This window comes from Mycobacterium gordonae (assembly GCF_001417955.2).
Lineage (GTDB): Bacteria > Actinomycetota > Actinomycetes > Mycobacteriales > Mycobacteriaceae > Mycobacterium > Mycobacterium gordonae_B.
The window spans coordinates 234014-253778 of record NZ_LKTM01000112.1 but is presented as its reverse complement, the minus strand read 5'-3'; the positions used below and the strand labels follow the sequence as shown (position 1 = coordinate 253778).

At 66.5% G+C, this 19765-nt stretch carries 16 protein-coding genes, 2 tRNA genes and 1 pseudogene; 3 read left to right on the top strand and 16 right to left on the bottom strand.

Annotated elements, in window-relative coordinates; all coding sequences use genetic code 11:
• Positions 1–20: 20 nt before the first annotated feature.
• The 12 genes and pseudogenes from AO501_RS11865 to AO501_RS11810 all read right to left on the bottom strand — a co-directional run bounded on the left by AO501_RS11865 (position 21) and on the right by AO501_RS11810 (position 13153).
• Positions 21–608 carry a DUF937 domain-containing protein gene (locus tag AO501_RS11865; RefSeq protein WP_055577879.1) on the bottom strand — a complete coding sequence of 196 codons (588 nt, stop codon included), beginning with the start codon at positions 606–608 and terminating at the stop codon, positions 21–23.
• A gap of 102 nt (positions 609–710) precedes the next feature.
• Positions 711–1967 (bottom strand): saccharopine dehydrogenase family protein, encoded by a 1257-nt coding sequence (locus tag AO501_RS11860; RefSeq protein ID WP_055577943.1) that lies wholly within the window; start codon positions 1965–1967, stop codon positions 711–713.
• A gap of 120 nt (positions 1968–2087) precedes the next feature.
• Positions 2088–2636, bottom strand: a complete 549-nt coding sequence (locus tag AO501_RS11855; RefSeq protein ID WP_055577942.1) for a transglycosylase family protein — start codon at positions 2634–2636, stop codon at positions 2088–2090.
• Positions 2637–3331: 695 nt separating this feature from the next.
• Positions 3332–3937 (bottom strand): molybdenum cofactor guanylyltransferase, encoded by a 606-nt coding sequence (mobA, locus tag AO501_RS11850; RefSeq protein WP_156452482.1) that lies wholly within the window; start codon positions 3935–3937, stop codon positions 3332–3334.
• Positions 3934–5052: a 2-oxoacid:ferredoxin oxidoreductase subunit beta gene (locus AO501_RS11845; RefSeq protein ID WP_231752451.1), complete on the bottom strand. Its 1119-nt coding sequence runs from the start codon at positions 5050–5052 to the stop codon at positions 3934–3936. Before AO501_RS11845 ends, mobA begins: the two co-directional genes overlap by 4 nt.
• Positions 5053–5059: 7 nt before the next feature.
• Positions 5060–7006 carry a 2-oxoacid:acceptor oxidoreductase subunit alpha gene (locus AO501_RS11840; protein ID WP_156452481.1) on the bottom strand — a complete coding sequence of 649 codons (1947 nt, stop codon included), beginning with the start codon at positions 7004–7006 and terminating at the stop codon, positions 5060–5062.
• A 229-nt stretch (positions 7007–7235) separates the two neighbouring features.
• Positions 7236–8501, bottom strand: a pseudogene (locus AO501_RS11835) (MFS transporter).
• Between the two features lie 62 nt (positions 8502–8563).
• Complete coding sequence (gene clpX / locus AO501_RS11830) at positions 8564–9844, bottom strand: ATP-dependent Clp protease ATP-binding subunit ClpX (protein ID WP_055577876.1); 1281 nt, start codon at positions 9842–9844, stop codon at positions 8564–8566.
• A 352-nt stretch (positions 9845–10196) separates the two neighbouring features.
• The gene (clpP2, locus tag AO501_RS11825) at positions 10197–10841 is read right to left on the bottom strand and encodes an ATP-dependent CLP protease proteolytic subunit ClpP2 (RefSeq protein WP_156452480.1); all 645 of its coding nucleotides are present in this window, start codon (positions 10839–10841) and stop codon (positions 10197–10199) included.
• Positions 10838–11428: an ATP-dependent Clp protease proteolytic subunit gene (locus AO501_RS11820; protein ID WP_055577875.1), complete on the bottom strand. Its 591-nt coding sequence runs from the start codon at positions 11426–11428 to the stop codon at positions 10838–10840. The genes clpP2 and AO501_RS11820 overlap by 4 nt, the downstream gene beginning before the upstream one ends.
• Before the next feature lie 106 nt (positions 11429–11534).
• Positions 11535–13025, bottom strand: a complete 1491-nt coding sequence (gene tig, locus AO501_RS11815) for a trigger factor (RefSeq protein WP_055577939.1) — start codon at positions 13023–13025, stop codon at positions 11535–11537.
• A 51-nt stretch (positions 13026–13076) separates the two neighbouring features.
• A tRNA-Pro gene (locus AO501_RS11810) sits at positions 13077–13153 on the bottom strand.
• A 142-nt stretch (positions 13154–13295) separates the two neighbouring features.
• Between AO501_RS11810 and AO501_RS11805 the strand changes: the two genes are divergently transcribed.
• Together AO501_RS11805 and AO501_RS11800 are read left to right on the top strand one after the other, a co-directional pair.
• Positions 13296–13366, top strand: a tRNA-Gly gene (locus tag AO501_RS11805).
• 34 nt (positions 13367–13400) lie between these two features.
• Positions 13401–14594, top strand: coding sequence for a serine hydrolase domain-containing protein (locus AO501_RS11800; protein ID WP_055577874.1), 1194 nt, complete (start codon positions 13401–13403; stop codon positions 14592–14594).
• A gap of 52 nt (positions 14595–14646) precedes the next feature.
• Here AO501_RS11800 and AO501_RS39155 read toward each other — a convergent pair whose 3' ends face one another.
• The 4 genes from AO501_RS39155 to AO501_RS11785 form a co-directional block, all read right to left on the bottom strand.
• A complete protein-coding gene (locus AO501_RS39155) occupies positions 14647–15003 on the bottom strand; it encodes a hypothetical protein (RefSeq protein WP_156452479.1) in 357 nt (118 codons plus the stop codon).
• A 120-nt stretch (positions 15004–15123) separates the two neighbouring features.
• A complete protein-coding gene (locus tag AO501_RS11795) occupies positions 15124–15927 on the bottom strand; it encodes an Fpg/Nei family DNA glycosylase (RefSeq protein WP_055577873.1) in 804 nt (267 codons plus the stop codon).
• A gap of 6 nt (positions 15928–15933) precedes the next feature.
• On the bottom strand, positions 15934–16413 hold the full coding sequence (locus tag AO501_RS11790) for a ribose-5-phosphate isomerase (protein ID WP_055577938.1): 480 nt from the start codon (positions 16411–16413) through the stop codon (positions 15934–15936).
• Positions 16414–16437: 24 nt separating this feature from the next.
• Entirely contained in the window at positions 16438–17061 is a 624-nt protein-coding gene (locus AO501_RS11785) for an Rv2466c family mycothiol-dependent reductase (protein WP_055577872.1), read from the bottom strand.
• 120 nt (positions 17062–17181) lie between these two features.
• Between AO501_RS11785 and pepN the strand changes: the two genes are divergently transcribed.
• Complete coding sequence (gene pepN, locus AO501_RS11780) at positions 17182–19764, top strand: aminopeptidase N (protein ID WP_055577937.1); 2583 nt, start codon at positions 17182–17184, stop codon at positions 19762–19764.
• Position 19765: the final 1 nt, after the last annotated feature.

Sequence of the window (19765 nt, the reverse complement as noted above, 5' to 3'; positions counted from 1 at the left end):
CAATCCTGTTGCGGCGCAGCCTATTTCTTACCGCCGAGCAGGCCCCCGAGGATATCGCCCAGCCCGCCGCCCTTGTTGCCCAGCACACTGCCGAGAATCCCGCCCAGGGACTTGTCGTTGCCGCCACCCAGGATGCTGCCCAGGATGTCGCCCAGCCCGCCGCCGGAGCTGCGTTGCTGCGAGGCGGGCGCCTCGGCCGGGGCACCGGAGTTGAGTTGTTTTCCGATGTACGCCAACACAATCGGCAGGATGACGGGCAGCAGTTGCTTGAGCAGGTCGCTGTTGCCGGCGCCACCGCCGGCCAGTGCGGCAGCGACTTCGTTGGTGTCCTTGCCGCCGAAGAGCGTCGCGACCGCCTGGTGCCCGTCCTGTTCGTCGACCTGGTCGACGCCGCCGCCGGCGTCGAGCAGCCCGCGCGCCGCGTGGCCACTGGCGGCATCCTCGATCCTGCTGGCGTGCTCGGGGTCCTGCGAAGTGTGCTGCAGACCGCTCAGCAGCACCGGCACCAGGGTGTGCACCGCCTTGTCCACTTCACCCTGGTCCGCCCCCAGCTTCGACGCGATGTCCGAGGTGGGAATCTGCGCGTAGAGATCGTCGAGACCGGCCATCGTGATCCACCTTCGTCGCTGGGATGGGGGCGAGCAGCTACGAGACTAGACCCACCGGATCCTAATCAACACCCTTTGATCAGGCGGATTTCAACTAGTCCGTCAATTTAACCGCTCGGTCCGCAGCTCGATACCTGCGTGTGGGAACCGGGCCAACAAGGCGTCGCCCATGGCTGCCGCCGGGGTCAACACGCCATGCAGGTCGGAGAGCTTGTCACGGTCTTTGGCCAGGGCCAGGCCGCACTCCCCCAGTATCACCGAGGTGGCCTTGTAACCGGGGTCCCCGCGCTGTTCCATGCGCGCCACGTAACGGGCACCGGACGTCGTGGTGGTGTACGTCTCGAGCTTGTAGTAGCCGCGCTCGCGGGTCTTGGCACTCGGGCCGCTGCCCGACTTCGGCAGCACCCTTTCCAGCCACCCGCTCGGCACCCGATTGAGGAAACGACTGCCCGCGGCGAAGAACGCACTGGAGAACCCGGTCATCACGGCGGACGCGACAGGCGCCAACGGCGACGACCCCACACTCATGGTTTCGGTGTAGCGGAACGTACGCCCGTAGGCCCAATTCAGCAGCGAATTGCTGCGTCGAACGATTCGGGTGTTGGAGGGTGCCATCGGAAATGCGGCCGTCCACAACCCGGCCAGTTCCGGCGCGATCCGGCTACCCCGAAGCAGGGTGAGATCGGGTTGTGCCCCCAAGTCGGGCTCCGCGGCACGGTCGGTGCTCAAGGTGTACGGATCTTCGAGCTGGCGGCGGATCTCGGGGTCATCCGAGGCGGTACGCATGATTTCCACGCCCGAGGCGATGGTCCCGCCGGATGCGCCACCGCGCATGGACCGCAACACATAGTTGGTCTCGCCCAGCTCACCCGTACCGTCGTGCTGCGCTGCACGGTACAGCGCGTAGACCGTCAGGTCCGAGGGGACGGAGTCGAAACCGCAGGCGTGCACGATGCGCGCGCCGGTGTCCGCGGCCTGCTTGTGGTAGAGGTCGATGCTCTCGCGCACGAAGTTCGCCTCGCCGGTCAGGTCGGCGTAGTCGGTGCCGGCCGCGGCGCACGCCGCCACCAGGGGCAGCCCGTAACGGGTGTAGGGCCCCACCGTGGTGATGACGACCCGGGTGCGCGCGGCCATCTCCTGGAGCGACGACTCGGAGGTGGCGTCGGCGGCGACCAGCGCCCAGTCCTGCGCGCCGGGGCCCAGCGTCTTGCGGACGGCCTCCAGTCGTTCTTTGGACCTGCCGGCCAGCGCTATTCGCGCGTCTCCCCCCGCCCTGGCCAGGTATTCGGCGGTCAGCTTCCCCACGAAGCCCGTTGCCCCATAGACGATGATGTCGAATTCACGTGGCGTCTCGGTCACCCGCTTGACGCTACCCGGAGCCACAATCCGGTACGCCCCGGCCCGGCCCACCCCACAGACGCCGAGTGCCGGGCCCGAAGGCCCGGCACTCGGATCGCGCTCAGTTCAATTTCGGCTTGGTCAGCCGCGGCGGCCGCACACCGGCCACGCGCCGATGCCCTGCGAGTGCAGCACGTTCTCAGCCACGCGGATCTGCTCCTCACGGCTCGCGCCGGCCGCCGAGCCCGAGCCACCGTTGGCACGCCAGGTGCTGGGGGTGAACTGCAGGCCACCGGAGTAGCCGTTGCCGGTGCTGATCGACCAGTTGCCACCGGACTCGCACGCCGCGATCGCGTCCCAGTTCACGCTGTACGCCTTGACGGGTGCGGGCGCGGGGGGCTCATCGACGGGCGGGGCGTCCGGGGCCGGCAGGTTCGGGTCGAAGCCGACGGCCTCAGGGGCCGGCGGGGCGTCCGGCGCCGGCGGCGCGTCCGGGGCCGGCAGGTTCGGGTCAAACGCCACGGCCTCGGGGGCCGGCGGCGCGTCAGGGGCCGGCAGGCCCGGGTCGAATCCGGGGGCGACATTGGGGTCCACGCCCTGGACATCCGCATGAGCGATGCCGGTGGTCGGCACGGTCACGAGGGTCCCGGTAATCGCGGCGACAATGAGCGTCTTGCGGACGTTCTTCAACACTGTTCCTTTCGCTGCGCGCGCGCTGAAGACAGCCCACAGAAGTGGGTCGGGGTGTTGCTTGGGGCGTCAGGAGACGCTGAAAACGCTTCAGGGCGTGCCGTCTCGTTTCGGCACGACAGCGGAGGACATGGGTCTGCCCGGCGCGACTGCTCGCCAACGCCTGCGGGGCGGCGCCCTTACCGAGTGCCGTCTCCCACTCCGCTCACACGCGGGTCCGTGGATTCAATTTTCCAATTACTTATTGGTGCCCATTTTCGGGCTAGAAGGACCGTACGATAACGATTTGGATTCGTCACCTCGACCGAGTGGGTATTCAGCACCGATAACGAGCCGATCACGGATCGGTAGCGGATTGGTTCATGCAGGTCAGCAGACCGTTTCGAACGTCGGCCGGCCGGTCGCGACTGCACCGCATTCGTGAGCCGAATCACGCTCCTATTGTGAGCTGGGCCACCGGATTTCGCTAATTGACGTGCGCTCAACAACACGTGAAGATAACGATGGCGAGGTGACGTGGCACACAATTCGCCAATCAAATAACGGCTGTCACAACCCATTTCACGGACGCCGGTGACTACGGAAAATTGCTTGTGTGTGAATTCTCTTTGAGATGGCCATGTCTCGGCGTCAGCCGATAGTGGCGCCGCAAAAGATGTTGTGGCGCAACGCCATCAACGTTGAAGGAAAGACCCTCAGCGTCCCGGCCGGACCGGGGTGCGCAAGTCGTCCACCGTATTCACGTTGCTCAGCGCATCGGAGTCCGTCAGCACGATCTGCTGAGCGTCCGACGCGTCGATCAAGTCGCTCATCTTGCGCGCGCCGGCGGCCACCAGTGCGTCGATGCGGTCGGCAAGGTCCGTGCGGTAGATCGCGGCCAGGTAGTGACTGCGACCATCCCACGGCATCACCACCTCGGCGTTGGTCTCCACGGCGAGGCGGAACAGCTCTTCGATCAAATCGACTGTCAGAGAGGGCATGTCGACCGCAGCGACAAATGCGTAACGCGCCCCGGCCGCCGCGGCGGCCCGCAGTCCGCGTCCGGTCGCGGGCAGCGGACCCAGCCCGCGCACCTCGTCGCGCAGGATGGGCACCGACAGCGCGGGCAGCGGTTGGCCCGGCGCAGCCATCACGTAGACCGGCGAACAACGTTGCGACACAACGTCAACCACACGCTCCACCATCGTGCCCGTCCCGCCGGGGAGCGGCAGGGTGGCCTTGTCACGGCCCATCCGGCGGGATTCGCCGCCGGCGACGACGACGCCGGCCAGTGAAACGTATTCAGGCACTCGCCACCTCAGTCCACGGTCCAGGTATCACGTCCGCGCAGCAGCGACTGCAGCGCGGCTTCATCCGATGGGATCGAATTCTGGGCGGACTCTACCTGCGAGCGGGCAGCGTCGTCGTAGGTGGGTCGGCTGATGTCGCGGAAGATGCCCATCACCATGTGGTCGAGGTTCTGATCCGACAGGCGCGACAACGCGAACGCGTACGCGGAATCGTCAGCGTGGGCGTCGTGCACGACGATTTCGCCCTCGGCCACGTCGGCGGTCTTGGCCACGTCCAGACCGAAGCCCGATTTCACGACGCAGTATTCGCCGTTGGCGCCGAACACGATCGGCTCGCCGTGGCGGACCTTGATCACCCGCTCCTCGGAGCCTTCCTTACGCAGCGCGTCGAACGAGCCGTCGTTGAAGATCGGGCAGTCCTGCATGATCTCGACCAGCGCGGCACCGCGATGCTGGGCCGCGGCCCGCAGCACGTCGGTCAGCCCGGCACGATCCGAATCCAGTGCGCGGCCGACGAATGTCGCCTCGGCACCCAGCGCCAGCGACACCGGGTTGAAGGGGTGATCGAGCGAGCCCATCGGCGTCGACTTGGTGATCTTGCCGACCTCTGACGTCGGTGAGTACTGACCCTTGGTCAGCCCGTAGATGCGGTTGTTGAACAAGAGGATGGTGATGTTGACGTTGCGGCGCAGCGCGTGGATGAGGTGGTTGCCACCGATCGACAACGCGTCGCCGTCGCCGGTGACCACCCAGACCGACAGGTCCTCGCGCGCGAGCGCCAGGCCGGTGGCAATCGCCGGCGCGCGGCCGTGGATCGAGTGGAACCCGTAGGTCTCCAGGTAGTAGGGGAACCGGCTCGAGCAGCCGATGCCGCTGATGAACACGATGTTCTCGCGGCGCAGCCCGAGTTCGGGCAGGAAGTTGCGGATGGTGTTGAGGATGACGTAGTCACCGCAACCCGGGCACCAGCGCACTTCCTGTTCGCTGGTGAAGTCTTTGCCCTTCTGCGGCGGCTCTTCAGCAGACCGGGTGGGCACCCCGTCGTTCTTGTGCACCTTCGGGGTTACCCCCAGGTCGGTGCCGATCAGGCTGGTCATGAGCGCCGCGTCCTCCTCGTCGCTTCGCATCGACCCGTCATGCGCTGACCCCCTCTTCGACGTGGGCCGCCGACAATCTGGCGATGATGGTCTTGTCCTGCTCGAGCTCGTTCAGCCTGCCGGCCAGGGCCGCCCGGATGAATCGCCCGATCTCGTCGGCCAGGAATGAGACACCCTTGACCTTGGTGACCGACTTGACGTCGACCAAGTACTTGGCGCGCAACAACATTGCGAGCTGGCCCATGTTCATCTCCGGGCACACCACTTTCGGGTAGCGGTGCAAAACATCGCCCAGGTTCGCCGGGAACGGGTTCAGGTACCGCAGGTGGGCATGCGCGACCTTGGTGCCCCGGCGGCGCGCGCGCCGACAGGCTTCGCCGATCGGTCCGTAGGAACTTCCCCAGCCGAGCAGCAGCAGCTCGGCGTCACCGGTGGGGTCGTCGACCTCGAGGTCCGGGACGCGGATGCCGTCGATCTTGGCCTTGCGGATCCGGACCATCAGGTCGTGGTTGGTGGGGTCGTAAGAGATGTCGCCCGATCCGTTGGCCGCTTCCAGCCCGCCGATGCGGTGCTCGAGTCCGGGGGTGCCGGGCACCGCGAACTGGCGGGCGAGGGTGTCGCGGTGTCGGGCGTACGGCTCGAAGGGCTCACCCGGCTTGGCGAAGATGTGCTTGATCGGCTCGAACGAGCTCACGTCCGGAATGGCCCAGGGCTCAGAGCCATTCGCGATCGCGCCGTCGGACAGCAGGATCACCGGGGTGTGGTATGACACCGCGATCCGGACCGCCTCCACCGCGGTCTCGAAGCAGTCCGAGGGTGACCGCGGAGCCAGCACCGCCACCGGCGACTCGCCGTTGCGGCCGAACAGTGCCTGCAGCAGGTCGGCCTGCTCGGTCTTGGTGGGCAGTCCGGTGGACGGTCCGCCGCGCTGGACGTCGATGACGATCAGCGGCAGCTCGGTCATCACGGCCAGACCCATGGCCTCGGATTTCAGCGACATACCCGGGCCCGAGGTGCTGGTGACACCCAGCGCACCGCCGTAGGAGGCACCGATCGCGGCGCAGATGCCGCCGATCTCGTCCTCGGCCTGGAAGGTGATGACGTTGAAGTTCTTGTGCTTGGACAGCTCGTGCAGGATGTCCGACGCCGGGGTGATCGGGTAGCTGCCGAGCATCACCTGCTTGTCGGCCAGCCGGCCGGCCGCGACGATGCCGTAGGCCAGTGCGGTGTTGCCGGAAATCTGCCGGTATTCGCCGGGCGGCAATGTGGCCTTGGACACCTCGTAGGTCGTCCCGAACGCCTCGGTGGTTTCGCCGTAGTTCCAGCCCGCCTTCAGCGCCAGCACATTGGCCTCGGCGATGTCCGGCTTGCGGGCGAACTTCTCCCTGATGAAGGTTTCGCTGGTCTGGACCGGCCGCCCGTACATCCAGGACAGCAGGCCAAGGGCGAACATGTTCTTGGCGCGCTGGCCGTCCTTCTTCGTAGCACCGATCGCCTCGACGGCGCCGAGGGTCAGCGTGGTCATCGGCACGGCGTGCACCACGTATTCCTCGAGCTCGTCGGACTCCAAGGGGTTTGTCACATAACCCACTTTGGTGAGATTGCGCTTGGTGAACTCGTCGGAGTTGGCGATCACCATTCCCCCGCGCGGAAGGTCGCCGATGTTCGCCTTCAGCGCCGCGGGATTCATGGCCACCAGGACGTCGGGCCGGTCTCCGGCGGTCAGGATGTCGTAGTCGGCGATCTGGATCTGGAAAGACGAGACGCCGGGCAATGTTCCTGCCGGAGCGCGGATCTCGGCCGGGTAGTTGGGCTGCGTGGCCAGGTCGTTGCCGAAAAGTGCGGCCTCCGAAGTGAACCGGTCACCGGTCAGCTGCATGCCGTCGCCGGAGTCTCCCGCAAATCGGATGACGACATTTTCCAGTCGCTGCCGACTGGACCCATTCTGAGACTCTTCCCCGGCGCCGTTGCCGTTCGGATTCACGTCTCCGCCTTCCAACTTGGTATCCGGACAGGCACTCCGCTGCAGCTCCAGATTACGCGCGCCGAAGTGCCGTCTCCGCTGTCACGTTTTATGTCACTGGCAGTACCAATTATGACACTTCTCTAAGGATGTACAGTCATGCTCTTATGCTTGTTACCGGCGAGTATGCAGGTAAAAGCCGATGTCAGGGTGACGCCGGGTACGGGCAGAAACAAAACTGTGGTATTGGTCACTTTATCGGCGTGGCGGCGTCCGGCCGCGTTTCAGACCGCGTTTCGGGCCCGGTTTCCGGCCCTGTCTCCGGCATGGCGATGAGGTAGAGGGCGAATCCCGCGCCCGCGATGGCCCCCAGCGACAGGAACGCGGCGTGATATCCGGCGGCGACGACGATCGCACCGGCCACGTAGTTCGACACCGCGGCTCCGATGCCCATCGCTGCCGTGACGCCGCCCAGGCTGACGTTGAACCGGCCAGATCCGTGCGTCACGTCCTGGACGACGAGGGGAAACAGCGCTCCGAACACCCCGGCGCCGACTCCGTCCAACAGCTGCACGCCCACCAGCCAGTACGAGTTGTCCGACAACGTGTACAGAAAGCCGCGCGCGGTGAGCACGGCGAAGCCGATCAGGAAGATCGGCTTGCGCCCCCAGGCGTCGGCCTTGGCGCCGGCCAGGTAGGCGACGGGCACCATCACCAGTTGTGCGGCGACGATGCACACCGCCATCAGCGCGGTCCCGACGTCTTTGTTGTGCAGTGCCAGGAGTTGCCCGACCAGTGGCAGCATCGCCGCGTTGGCGAAGTGAAACGCCACGACGGCCACCGCGAACGTCACCAACCGCCGGTTGCGCAGCAGCGCGGTCACCGGTTGCACGTGCTGCGGCCGGTCACCGGGCGGGTGATCCATGCCGCGGGCCACGTCGTGGTCGATGGCGTCGCCGGGGATCCACAGCGTCGCGGCCACGCTCCCGACCGCCATCGCGGCCAGCACCCAGAACACCACCGCCGGTCCGAAGAAGTAGGCCAGTCCCCCGGTGACCGCCGCGGCCGCGGCGTTGCCGGCGTGATTGAAAGACTCGTTACGTCCGATGCGGCGGGCGAAGAACCGCGGACCGACCACACCCAGCGTGATGGCGGCCAGCGCCGGCGCGAAGATCGAGCCTGCCATTCCGGTGACCACTTGCAGGAACGCGATCGGGTACAGGCGGGGAAACAGCGGCATGGCCAGGGAGCCGGCGGTGACGATCAGCGCGCCGATGATGATCAGGCCCCGCTTGGCCGTGGTCCTGTCGACCAGGGCACCGACCGGGGCCTACGCGACGATGGCGCCGATGCCCCCGATCGCCATGACGAGGCCGATCGATTCCTGATCCCAGTGTTGGGTGATCAGCAGGTAGATCGAGAGATAGGGACCCAGGCCGTCGCGAACGTCAGCGAGCAGCAGATTCAGCAGGTCCAGCGAGCGCGCCAGGCGCCGCGATACAGCGTCACCGGGCACCCGGTGTAATTACCCGAATTCGCCTGCGGTCATGCCGACTTCGCAGACGGACCTTTCGCGGGTCAGGCGCTCTTGTCGCGGCGCTCGGAACGGGAAGGCTTGCGAGGCACGATCGTCGGGAGCACGTTGTCCTGAACGGTCTCCTTGGTGACGACGACCTTGGCGACGTCGTCGCGGCTCGGGATGTCGTACATCACCGGCAGCAGGACTTCCTCCATGATGGCGCGCAGACCACGGGCACCGGTGCCGCGGTGGATCGCCTGGTCGGCGATCGCGTCCAGCGCGTCATCAGCGAACTCCAGCTCCACACCGTCCATCTCGAACAGCCTGGTGTACTGCTTCACCAGGGCGTTCTTCGGCTCCGAGAGGATCTTGACCAGCGACTCCTTGTCGAGGTTGGTCACCGAGGCGACCACCGGGAGGCGGCCGATGAACTCGGGTATCAGGCCGAACTTGATCAGGTCCTCGGGCATCACTTCGGCGAAGTGGTCGGTGGTGTCGATCTCGGCCTTGGAGCGCACCTCGGCGCCGAAGCCCAGACCGCGCTTGCCGACCCGCTCGTAGATGATCTTCTCCAGACCGGCGAACGCGCCCGCCACGATGAACAGCACGTTGGTGGTGTCGATCTGGATGAATTCCTGGTGCGGGTGCTTGCGGCCGCCCTGCGGGGGAACGGATGCCTGGGTGCCTTCCAGGATCTTCAGCAGCGCCTGCTGAACCCCCTCGCCGGAGACGTCACGGGTGATCGACGGGTTCTCGCTCTTGCGGGCGATCTTGTCGACCTCGTCGATGTAGATGATGCCGGTCTCGGCACGCTTGACGTCGTAGTCCGCAGCCTGGATGAGCTTGAGCAGGATGTTCTCGACGTCCTCACCGACATAACCGGCCTCGGTCAGTGCGGTGGCGTCGGCGATGGCGAACGGGACGTTGAGCATCTTGGCCAGGGTCTGGGCCAGGTAGGTCTTGCCGCAGCCGGTGGGGCCGAGCATCAGGATGTTGGATTTGGTCAACTCGACCGGCTCGTACCGGGAGTCGCGGCCCTTCTCGCCGGCCTGGATGCGCTTGTAGTGGTTGTAGACCGCGACGGCCAGCGTGCGCTTGGCGGTGTCCTGCCCGATGACGTAGCCCTCGAGGAAGTCCCGGATCTCGATCGGCTTGGGCAGCTCGTCGAGCTTCACATCGTCGGCGTCGGCCAGTTCCTCTTCGATGATCTCGTTGCACAGGTCGATGCACTCATCGCAGATGTACACCCCGGGACCCGCAATGAGTTTCTTGACCTGCTTTTGACTCTTTCCGCAGAACGAGCACTTCAGCAGGTCACCGCCGTCTCCGATGCGCGCCATGATGCCTCAGGGCCTACTTCCTGTATCGCCGTTCGTCTTGCCTGCCGCGTGTATCCCACGACGCTACCCGTTTGTTCCGGCCTGTCGCGACCGATAACGCCGAATAGCTTCCTTGGTATTTGCTGGTACTCACTCGGATGCGTACTTCTCGTGTGAATGCAACATATCCTCCGGCGGCGGCCGCCACTCGCCGAGACGCGCAATACGTGTCTCTGGCGTGTCGCGGTCGTGACCCCCCCGACGCGGTACCACGAAGCAACCCTACCGTGACCCCGTCCCGCGAGCAGACGCAAAATCGCCCCGGAAACTGCGTTCCGGGGCGATTTTGCGTCTGCTCGGCGGGTGAGGCCGGTCAGGCGTTCTGCGCGGAGAGCTTGCGGTACTCGAGGACGGTGTCGATGATCCCGTACTCCTTGGCGTCTTCGGCGGTGAGGATCTTGTCGCGGTCGGTGTCCTTGCGGACCGTCGCGGCGTCCTTGCCGGTGTGGCGGGCCAAGGTGGTCTCCATCAGCGTGCGCATACGCTCGATCTCGGCGGCCTGGATCTCCAGGTCGGAGAACTGGCCCTGGATCACGCCCGACAGCGACGGCTGGTGGATCAGCACCCGCGCGTTCGGCAGTGCCATCCGCTTGCCCGGGGTTCCGGCGGCCAGCAGCACCGCGGCCGCCGAGGCAGCCTGACCCAGGCACACCGTCTGAATGTCGGCACGCACGTACTGCATGGTGTCGTAGATGGCCATCAGGGAGGTGAAGCCACCGCCCGGCGAGTTGATGTACATGGTGATGTCGCGGTCGGGATCCAGCGACTCCAGCACGAGCAGCTGGGCCATGATGTCGTTCGCCGATGCGTCGTCGACCTGTACACCGAGGAAGATGATGCGTTCCTCGAACAGTTTGTTGTACGGGTTGGACTCCTTGACGCCGAAGCTGGAGTGTTCGATGAACGACGGCAGGATGTAGCGCGCCTGCGGCTGGATCTGCGGGTTCAGAGGGTTCACTGGGCTTCTCCGTTACTGATGTGGGCGGCGCGAGTGATGATGTGGTCGACGAAGCCGTACTCCAGGGCCTCGGGGGCGGTGAACCAGCGGTCGCGGTCGGAGTCGGCCTCGATGCGCTCGATCGACTGGCCAGTGAACTCGGCGTTGAGCCGGAACATCTCCTTCTTGATGACGGCGAACTGCTCGGCCTGGATGGCGATGTCCGCCGCGCTCCCCGTCACACCACCCAGCGGCTGGTGCATCAGGATGCGGGCGTGCGGCAATGCGTAGCGCTTGCCCTTGGTGCCCGCCGCCAACAGGAATTCCCCCATCGAGGCGGCCATGCCCATCGCGTAGGTGGCGATGTCGCACGGAGCGAGAACCATCGTGTCGTAGATCGCCATGCCGGCGCTGATCGATCCGCCCGGAGAGTTGATGTAGAGGTTGATGTCCTTGTCGCCGTCCTCGGCGGCGAGCAGCAGAATCTGCGCGCACAACCGGTTGGCGACCTCGTCGTTCACCTCCGACCCCAGGAAGATGATGCGCTCGGAGAGCAAGCGCTCGTAGACGGAGTCCGTGAGATTCAGACCCACCGAGTTCCCTCGCATGTCAGTCACGCTGAGTTACCTGCTTTCTCGTATTGCTTGTTGCACCGACACTAACCAACCGGACCCGTCCTTTGACCCCCTGAAACGGGCGCGTTCGCTCACAGCGTCATGCGGTGGGTTCGTCGGCCGTGTCGGCCTTCTCAGATTCGGTGTCCGAATCGCTGGACGATCCGGCGTCCGCTTCGACCTCGGCTTCGGCTTGGTCGTGGTCATGGTCGTGGTCGTGATCGTGATCGTGGTCGTGATCGTGATCGTGGCCGTGGTCGTGGTCCGCGTGCCGCTTGCCGAAGAACTCGCTGGTGTCGATCGCGTTGCCCTCGGTGTCGGTGACCGTGGCCTTGTCGATCACCGCCGCGACGGCCAGACCGCGCCGCACATCGGCGAACATCGCGGCAAGCTGGTTGTTCTCCTGCAAGTAGGCGAACAGCTGCTGCGGCTCGATGCCGTACTGCCGCGACGTCAGCACCAGTCGCTCGGTGAGGTCTTCCTGGCCGACCTGGACGTCCAGCTCGTCGGCGATGGCGTCGAGCAGCAGCTGGCGCTTGACGTTGTTCTCGGCGGCCGTGCGGGCTTCGGCGTCGAACTCGGCGCGCGAGGACCCCTGCTGTTCGAGCACCTCATTGAACTTGGCCTGGTCCTGGTTCAGACCGCTCATCGCGGCCTGCAGGGTCTCGTCGATCTGTGAGCGCACGATCGCGTCGGGCACCGGGACGTCGACCTGCTCGAGCAGGGCGTCCAGGGCGGCGTTGCGGATCTGGTCGGCCTGCTGAGCGCGCTTGGCTTTGCGCACCTGTTCGCCGAGGCTCTCCCGCAACTCGTCGATGGTGTCGAACTCGCTGGCGAGCTGCGCGAACTCGTCGTCCGGCTCGGGCAGTTCCCGTTCCTTGATCGACTTGACCGTGACGGTGACCTCGGCCTCCTGGCCGGCGTGTTCGCCGGTCGCCAGCTTGGCGGTGAAGACCTTGGACTCGTCCACGGCCAGCCCGACAAGCGCGTCGTCGAGACCCGCGATCAGACGGCCGGAACCGACCTCGTGCGACAGCCCCTCGGCAGCGGCGTTGGGTACGTCCTCGCCGTCGACGGTCGCGGACAGGTCGATCGAAACGAAGTCACCGGTCTGCACGGCCCGGTCCACCCCGATCAGGGTGCCGAACCGGGCGCGCAACGACTGGAGTTCGGCGTCGACTTCGTCGTCGCTCACCTCGACGGGCTCCACCGAGACGCTCAGCGCGTCCAGGTCGGGGATCTCCAGCTTGGGGCGGACGTCGACCTCGGCGAAGAACTGCAGCTCCTCGCCGTATTCCTTGTGGGTCACCTGAATGTTGGGCCGGCCGATCGGTTGCACGTCGGACTCGGTGAGGGCCTGCCCGTAGCGGCTGGGCACGGCGTCCTCGATGACCTGGTCCAGCAGGGCCTCACGGCCGAACCGCGCCTCGAGCAGCCGGGCCGGCGCCTTGCCGGGCCGGAAGCCGGGCAGCCGAACCTGCTTGGCCAGCTCCTTGTAGGCCCGCTGGAAATCCGGTTCAAGCTCGGGGAACGGCACCTCCACGTTGATGCGAACCCTGGTCGGGCTCAACTGCGTCACGGTGCTCTTCACGGCGTGCTCCTCGGTGTGTCGTTCTTGCGTGCGGCGGTGCGCCAGGTGGTCTGGTCGGGGTGACAGGATTTGAACCTGCGGCCTTCCGCTCCCAAAGCGGATGCGCTACCAAGCTGCGCTACACCCCGCGCTGACCACGCGATCCTACGGCCCGGCAGCGCCGGGCCCGCAGAGACCTCCGGGGACCTGACAGCTCACGGAGCGGTCACATGACTGCGTCGATTAGATTTGATCTCCGCCACCACGTACAGTCTCGGTCGACTAATACTTGCGGGCGTAGCTCAATGGTAGAGCCCTAGTCTTCCAAACTAGCTACGCGGGTTCGATTCCCGTCGCCCGCTCTGAGCTAATGATTTTGTTCGACAGAAAGGCGCCATGAGCGACCTTAAAAGCGCGATCATTCATGGCTCATGCGCGTCGGACTTCGTCGGGGTACGCGACGCGTTCGAGCGCAACTTCACGCTGCGCCAGGAGGCAGGCGCGGCGGTCGCCGTCTGGGTCGACGGAAATCTCGTCGTCAATCTCTGGGGTGGACACGCCGACGCCGCCGGCAGACGACCCTGGCGGGAAGACACGCTGACCACCGTGCTGTCCGGCACCAAGGGTCTGACGTCCACCTGCGTGCACCAGCTCGCCGACCGCGGTGAGCTCGACCTCGACGCGCCGATCTCGCGGTACTGGCCCGAGTTCGGGCAGGCCGGCAAGGAAGACATCACGCTCGCGATGGTGATGAGCCACCGGTCCGGAGTGATCGGCCCGCGCACCCGGGTGACCACCGAGCAACTCTGCGACTGGGACTATGTCTGCGGGCAGCTGGCCATCGCCGAACCCTGGTGGAAGCCGGGCACCGCGCAGGGCTACCACATGACCACCTTCGGGTTCATCCTCGGCGAGGTGTTCCGGCGCGTCACCGGCCGGACCATCGGACAGTATCTGCGGACCGAGATCGCGGGCCCGATCGGCGCCGAGATTCACATCGGTCTGACACAGGCCGAGCAGCTGCGCTGCGCCGAGCGGGTGAACAAGCCGACCGGCCGCCAGCTGTTGGCCGAACTGCGCGCCCCCAGCGATCCGACCAGCCTGGACGACCACCCGAAGGCCGGGATGTCGATTTCGATGGGGTTCCTGGCCGACGACGACCTGGACACCGAGAACCTGCACCTGTGGCGTCAGCTGGAATTCCCCGGCACCAACGCTCAGGTGTCCGCGCTCGGAATGGCGACGTTCTACAACGCGCTGGCTCAGGAGAAGTTGCTCAGCCGCGAGCACATGGATCGGGTGCGCGTGTGCCAGGGCGGTTTCGAGCCCGATCTGGTGCTCGGGCCGCGCGTGGCCGACCACGGCTGGGGGTTGGGCTACATGCTCAATCAGCGCTGCATCAACGGACCCAACCCGCATATGTTCGGCCACGGCGGACTGGGCGGCTCCTTCGCCTTCGTCGACCTGGAGCACCGGATCGGCTACGGCTACGTGTCCAACCGCTTCGACGCCAGCAAGGCCAACGCCGACCCGCGCAGTGTCGCCTTGAGCAATGAGGTGTACCGCGCGCTCGGGGTCAAGGTCGACTGACCGACACCGAAAACACACCCTGCCGAAGCGGCAGGGTGTGCTTGTTTTCGGGTTATCGCGGCCCGCCGGGGCCGCCCGGTCCACCCGGTCCGTTCGGCCCGCCGGGGCCGCCCGGTCCACCCGGTCCGTTCGGCCCACCGGGTCCACCTGGACCGCCCGGCCCTCCGGGATTGCCCGGTGCACCGAGGCCGGGGCCGCCGGGTCCACCGGGGCCGGCTCCACGCCAGTTGTCGTGGCAGTTGAAGTTGTCCCAGTTGTTTCCCCAGCCCGGGTCCCAGAAGTCACCCGGGCACCACTGCGGTAGCGGACCGGGCTGCGCCTGGGCGCCCGACGCCACCCCGAGGCCGTACCCCCCGAGACCAGCGGTGAGCGCCAAAGTTGTTGCGGCTAAACGTAATGAAGTTTTCATGCGTCCACGGATACCCGCCGAACCTGTAGCGAAGCTGAAGATCTGCGCCGCGCCGCCCAGCGGGAACCTCCCGACGCCACCGCGGCGTGTCGCGTCGTGCAATTCACGGTCGGCGTGGTGTCACGTCTGGCAGGTCGGGCACCAGAACACGTTGCGGCCCTCGAGCACGGCCGTACGTACCGTGTCACCGCAGACCCGGCACGGATCGCCGGCCCGCCGGTACACGTAGGTGCGTGGTCGCCCGGGCGCGTACGACGGTGCCCCGTGGTCGTGTTCGGGACGGACGACGACGATCTTGCCGCGCCGCAGCCCGACCTTCATCAGCGCCACCAGGTCGGTCCAGGCGGCGTCGAACTCCGCTTCGGAGATCTTCTGCCCGGGCCGGTACGGGTCGATGCGATGACGGAACAGCAACTCGCTGCGATACACGTTGCCCACTCCGGCCATCACCGTCTGATCCATCAGAAGTGCGCCAATCGGCCTGCGCGACTTGCTGATTCGCGCCCACGGCCATGCCGGGTCGGCGTCGGCGCGCAACGGGTCCGGCCCCAGCCGGGCGATCACGTCGTCAACTTGCGCGGCGTCGAGCACCTCGCACACCGTCGCGCCACGGAGGTCGGTGCCGTACCCGGCGCCGACCATGCGCATCCGAACCTGTCCGACCGGTTCCGGGTCCGGCTCGCCGCCGAGTCGTTCCCATTCGGTGAACTTGCCGTAGAGCCCGAGGTGCACGTGCACCACCGGCCCATGGGCGTAGTGGTGGAAGAGGTGCTTACCCCACGCGGTGGCTCGGCGCAGCACCGCGCCGTCCACGGCGGCGGCATCGGTGAATCGGCCCTGCGGGCTGGATACCGCCACCGGGCCACCGGCGTAACGCTTCTGGTGTAGCCGGGCCAGCCGGTGCAGCGTGTGGCCTTCGGGCACGGGCTCTCAGTTCTGCGCGCCGGGCACCGGAGGCGCCTGGTGGGTGCGTTCGTACTCGGCGAGGATGTCGATACGACGTTGGTGCCGTTCGGCTTTCGACCACGGCGTGGCCAGGAAGGCGTCGACGATGGCCAGTGCCTCGTCGAGGGTGTGCATGCGGCCGCCGATACCGATCAGCTGGGCGTTGTTGTGTTCGCGGGCCAGGGACGCGGTCTGCACGCTCCAGGCCAGAGCGCACCGCGCGCCGGGAACCTTGTTGGCCGCGATCTGTTCGCCGTTGCCCGAGCCGCCGAGCACGATGCCGAGGCTGTCCGGGTCGGCGACGGTGCGCTCGGCCGCGGCGATGCAGAACGCCGGGTAGTCGTCCTCGGCGTCGTAGGCGAAGGCGCCGCAGTCGATCGGCTCATGCCCGGTGTTCTTCAGATGCTCGATGATCTGTTGCTTGAGCTCGAAGCCGGCGTGATCGGCACCCAGGTAGACGCGCATGCCGGACATTGTGCACGAACGCGGCTAGTCGAACTGCGGAGGCTCCGTGCGGGTCCGCTTGAGCTCGAAGAAATGCGGGTAGGACGCGAACGTCACCGAGGCGTCCCACAACTTGCCGGCTTCCTCACCGCGCGGAATCTTCGAGATCACCGGCCCGAAGAACGCCACGCCGTTGACATGGATGGTCGGCGTGCCGACGTCGTCGCCGACCGCGTCCATGCCGGCGTGATGGCTCTTGCGCAGCGCCTCGTCGTATTCCGTGCTGGTGGCGGCATCGGCGAGCTCGGCAGGCAGGCCGGCGTCAGCCAGCGCCAACTTCACGACCTCGTCGAGATCCTTGTTGCCCTCGTTGTGAATCCGGGTGCCCATCGCGGTATAGAGCGGGTCGAGGACCTTGGCGCCGTGGGCCTGCTCAGCGGCGATCGCCACCCGCACCGGCCCCCACGCCCTGGCCATCATCTCCTTGTACTGCTCGGGCAGTCCTTCGCGGTTCTCGTTGAGCACCGCCAGGCTCATCACGTGGAAGTTCACCTCGATGTCGCGGACCTTCTCGACTTCGAGAATCCAGCGCGAGGTGATCCAGCACCACGGACACAGCGGGTCGAACCAGAAGTCGGCGTTGTTCTTTGCGGTGGCGTTCTCCGGCATTTCTGCGGTCCTCTCCTAGACGGTGGGACGGGACGGTCCGCTCACACACAACCGTAGCCCCGCCGTGACTGTTCCCGCCGCGCCGAGCGTCGAGAAGAACCGGCCGATATGTTGGAGCACGTGGCCCTACCCAACCTCACCCGGGACCAGGCGGCCGAACGCGCCGCTCTGGTCACCGTGCACAGTTACCAGATCACCCTCGACGTCACCGACGGGTCGGGCGCGCCGAGCGAGCGCACCTTCCGCTCCACCACCACCGTGGTGTTCGACGCGCTCGCCGGTGCCGACACCGTCATCGACATCGCCGCGGACACCGTTCACAGCGCCAGCCTCAACGGCCAGGATCTCGACGTCTCCGGCTATGACGAGTCCACCGGTATCGCCTTGCAGGGGCTGGCCGACCGCAATGTCGTCGTCGTGGACGCGGACTGCCGTTACTCCAACACCGGCGAAGGGTTGCACCGCTTCGTCGACCCCGTCGACGACGAGACGTACCTGTACTCCCAGTTCGAAACCGCCGACGCCAAGCGGATGTTCGCGTGCTTCGACCAACCCGACCTCAAGGCCACCTTCGACCTCACCGTGACCGCGCCCGCGCATTGGAAGGTGGTGTCCAACGGGGCCCCGGTCAGCGTCGAGAACGGGATCCACACCTTCGCCACCACGCCGCGGATGAGCACCTATCTGGTGGCGCTGATCGCCGGCCCGTACGCCGTCTGGAACGACACCTACACCGACGAGCACGGCGAGATCCCGCTGGGCATCTACTGCCGCGCCTCGCTGGCACCGCACATGGACGCCGAGCGGCTGTTCACCGAGACCAAGCAGGGATTCGGCTTCTACCACAACAACTTCGGCCTGCCCTACGCGTTCGGCAAGTACGACCAGCTGTTCGTCCCCGAATTCAACGCGGGCGCAATGGAGAACGCCGGCGCCGTGACGTTCCTCGAGGACTACGTCTTCCGCAGCAAGGTCACCCGCGCCTCGTATGAGCGGCGCGCCGAGACGGTGCTGCACGAGATGGCACACATGTGGTTCGGCGACCTGGTCACCATGACGTGGTGGGATGACCTGTGGCTCAACGAATCTTTCGCCACGTTCGCCTCGGTGCTGTGCCAGGCCGAGTCGACCGAATACACCGATGCGTGGACGACCTTCGCGACCGTGGAGAAGTCGTGGGCGTACCGGCAGGACCAGATGCCGTCGACCCACCCGATCGCCGCGGACATCCCCGACCTGCACGCGGTCGAGGTGAACTTCGACGGAATCACCTATGCCAAGGGCGCTTCGGTGCTCAAGCAACTGGTCGCCTATGTGGGTCTGGATCACTTCCTGGCCGGACTGCGGGATTACTTCCGCGCCCACGCATTCGGAAACGCCACGTTCAGCGATCTCGTCGCTGCGTTGGAAAAGTCATCCGGACGCGACCTGTCCGACTGGGGCCAGCAGTGGTTGAGGACCACCGGCTTGAACACGTTGCGGCCCGATTTCGACGTCGACGACGGTGGCAAGTTCACCAGGTTCGCGGTGGCGCAGAGCGGTGCGGCGCCGGGTAAGGGCGAGACCAGGGTGCACCGGGTTGCCGTCGGAATCTACGACGATGACGAGACCGGAAAATTGGTGCGGGTGCACCGCGAGGAGATCGACGTCGAGGGTGCGGCGACGGATGTTCCCGCGCTGGTTGGCGTTTCGCGCGGCAAGCTGATTCTGGTCAACGACGACGACCTGACCTACTGCTCGCTGCGGCTGGACCCGGATTCGTTGCGGACCGCGCTGGACCGCATCGCCGACATCGCCGAGCCGCTGCCCCGCTCGCTGGCGTGGTCGGCGGCTTGGGAGATGACGCGGGAGGCCGAGCTGCGTGCCCGTGATTTCGTGTCGCTGGTATCCGGCGGCATCCAGGCCGAAACCGCGGTCACGGTGCTGCAGCGGCTGCTGCTGCAGGCGCAGACGGCGGTGGGGTCCTACGCCGAACCGGGTTGGGCGCGCGAACACGGCTGGCCGCAGTTCGCCGACCGGCTGCTGGAATTGGCACGTGGAGCCGAGCCCGGGTCCGACCATCAGCTCGCTTTCGTCAACGCGTTGTGCACGTCGGTGTTGTCGGAGCGCCACGTCGAGGTACTGGCGGCCCTGCTCGACGGCGACCCCGCGGAGCAGGGACTGTCGGGCCTGGACGTCGACACCGACCTGCGCTGGCGGCTGGTGGTCGCGTTGGCGACCGCCGGCGCCATCGACGCCGACGGTTCGGAGACGCCCCGCATCGACGCCGAGGCACAGCAGGACCGGACGGCCGCCGGCAGACGGCAGGCCGCTCAGGCGTCGGCGGCCCGCCCGCAACCGGAGGTCAAGGAGAAGGCTTTCACCACGGTGGTCGAGGACGACACCCTGGCGAATGCCATGGGACGCGCCATCATCGCGGGTATCGGCGCCCCGGGACAGGGTGAGTTGCTCAAGCCGTTCACCGCGCGCTACTTCGAGGCGATCCCGGGTGTCTGGGAGCGACGGTCCAGCGAAGTCGCGCAGTCGGTGGTGATCGGCCTGTACCCCTACTGGGACATCAGCGAAGAGGCGATCGAGGCCGCGGACTCGTTCCTGGCCGACCCCGACGTGCCGCCGTCATTGCGCCGACTGGTATCGGAGGGGCAGGCCGCCGTGAAGCGGTCGCTGCGCGCCCGCAAGTTCGACGCCGGCGAGGCCGGCTAAG

Excerpts from the sequence above, each read along its gene's own strand:
- AO501_RS11865 (WP_055577879.1), bottom strand. The coding sequence starts at position 608 with ATGGCCGGTCTCGACGATCTCTACGCGCAGATTCCCACCTCGGACATC.
- AO501_RS11845 (WP_231752451.1), bottom strand. The coding sequence starts at position 5,052 with ATGCGAAGCGACGAGGAGGACGCGGCGCTCATGACCAGCCTGATCGGC.
- clpX (WP_055577876.1), bottom strand. The coding sequence starts at position 9,844 with ATGGCGCGCATCGGAGACGGCGGTGACCTGCTGAAGTGCTCGTTCTGC.
- AO501_RS11820 (WP_055577875.1), bottom strand. The coding sequence starts at position 11,428 with ATGCGAGGGAACTCGGTGGGTCTGAATCTCACGGACTCCGTCTACGAG.
- AO501_RS11800 (WP_055577874.1), top strand. The coding sequence starts at position 13,401 with ATGAGCGACCTTAAAAGCGCGATCATTCATGGCTCATGCGCGTCGGAC.
- AO501_RS39155 (WP_156452479.1), bottom strand. The coding sequence starts at position 15,003 with ATGAAAACTTCATTACGTTTAGCCGCAACAACTTTGGCGCTCACCGCT.
- AO501_RS11790 (WP_055577938.1), bottom strand. The coding sequence starts at position 16,413 with ATGCGCGTCTACCTGGGTGCCGATCACGCCGGCTTCGAGCTCAAGCAA.
- AO501_RS11785 (WP_055577872.1), bottom strand. The coding sequence starts at position 17,061 with ATGCCGGAGAACGCCACCGCAAAGAACAACGCCGACTTCTGGTTCGAC.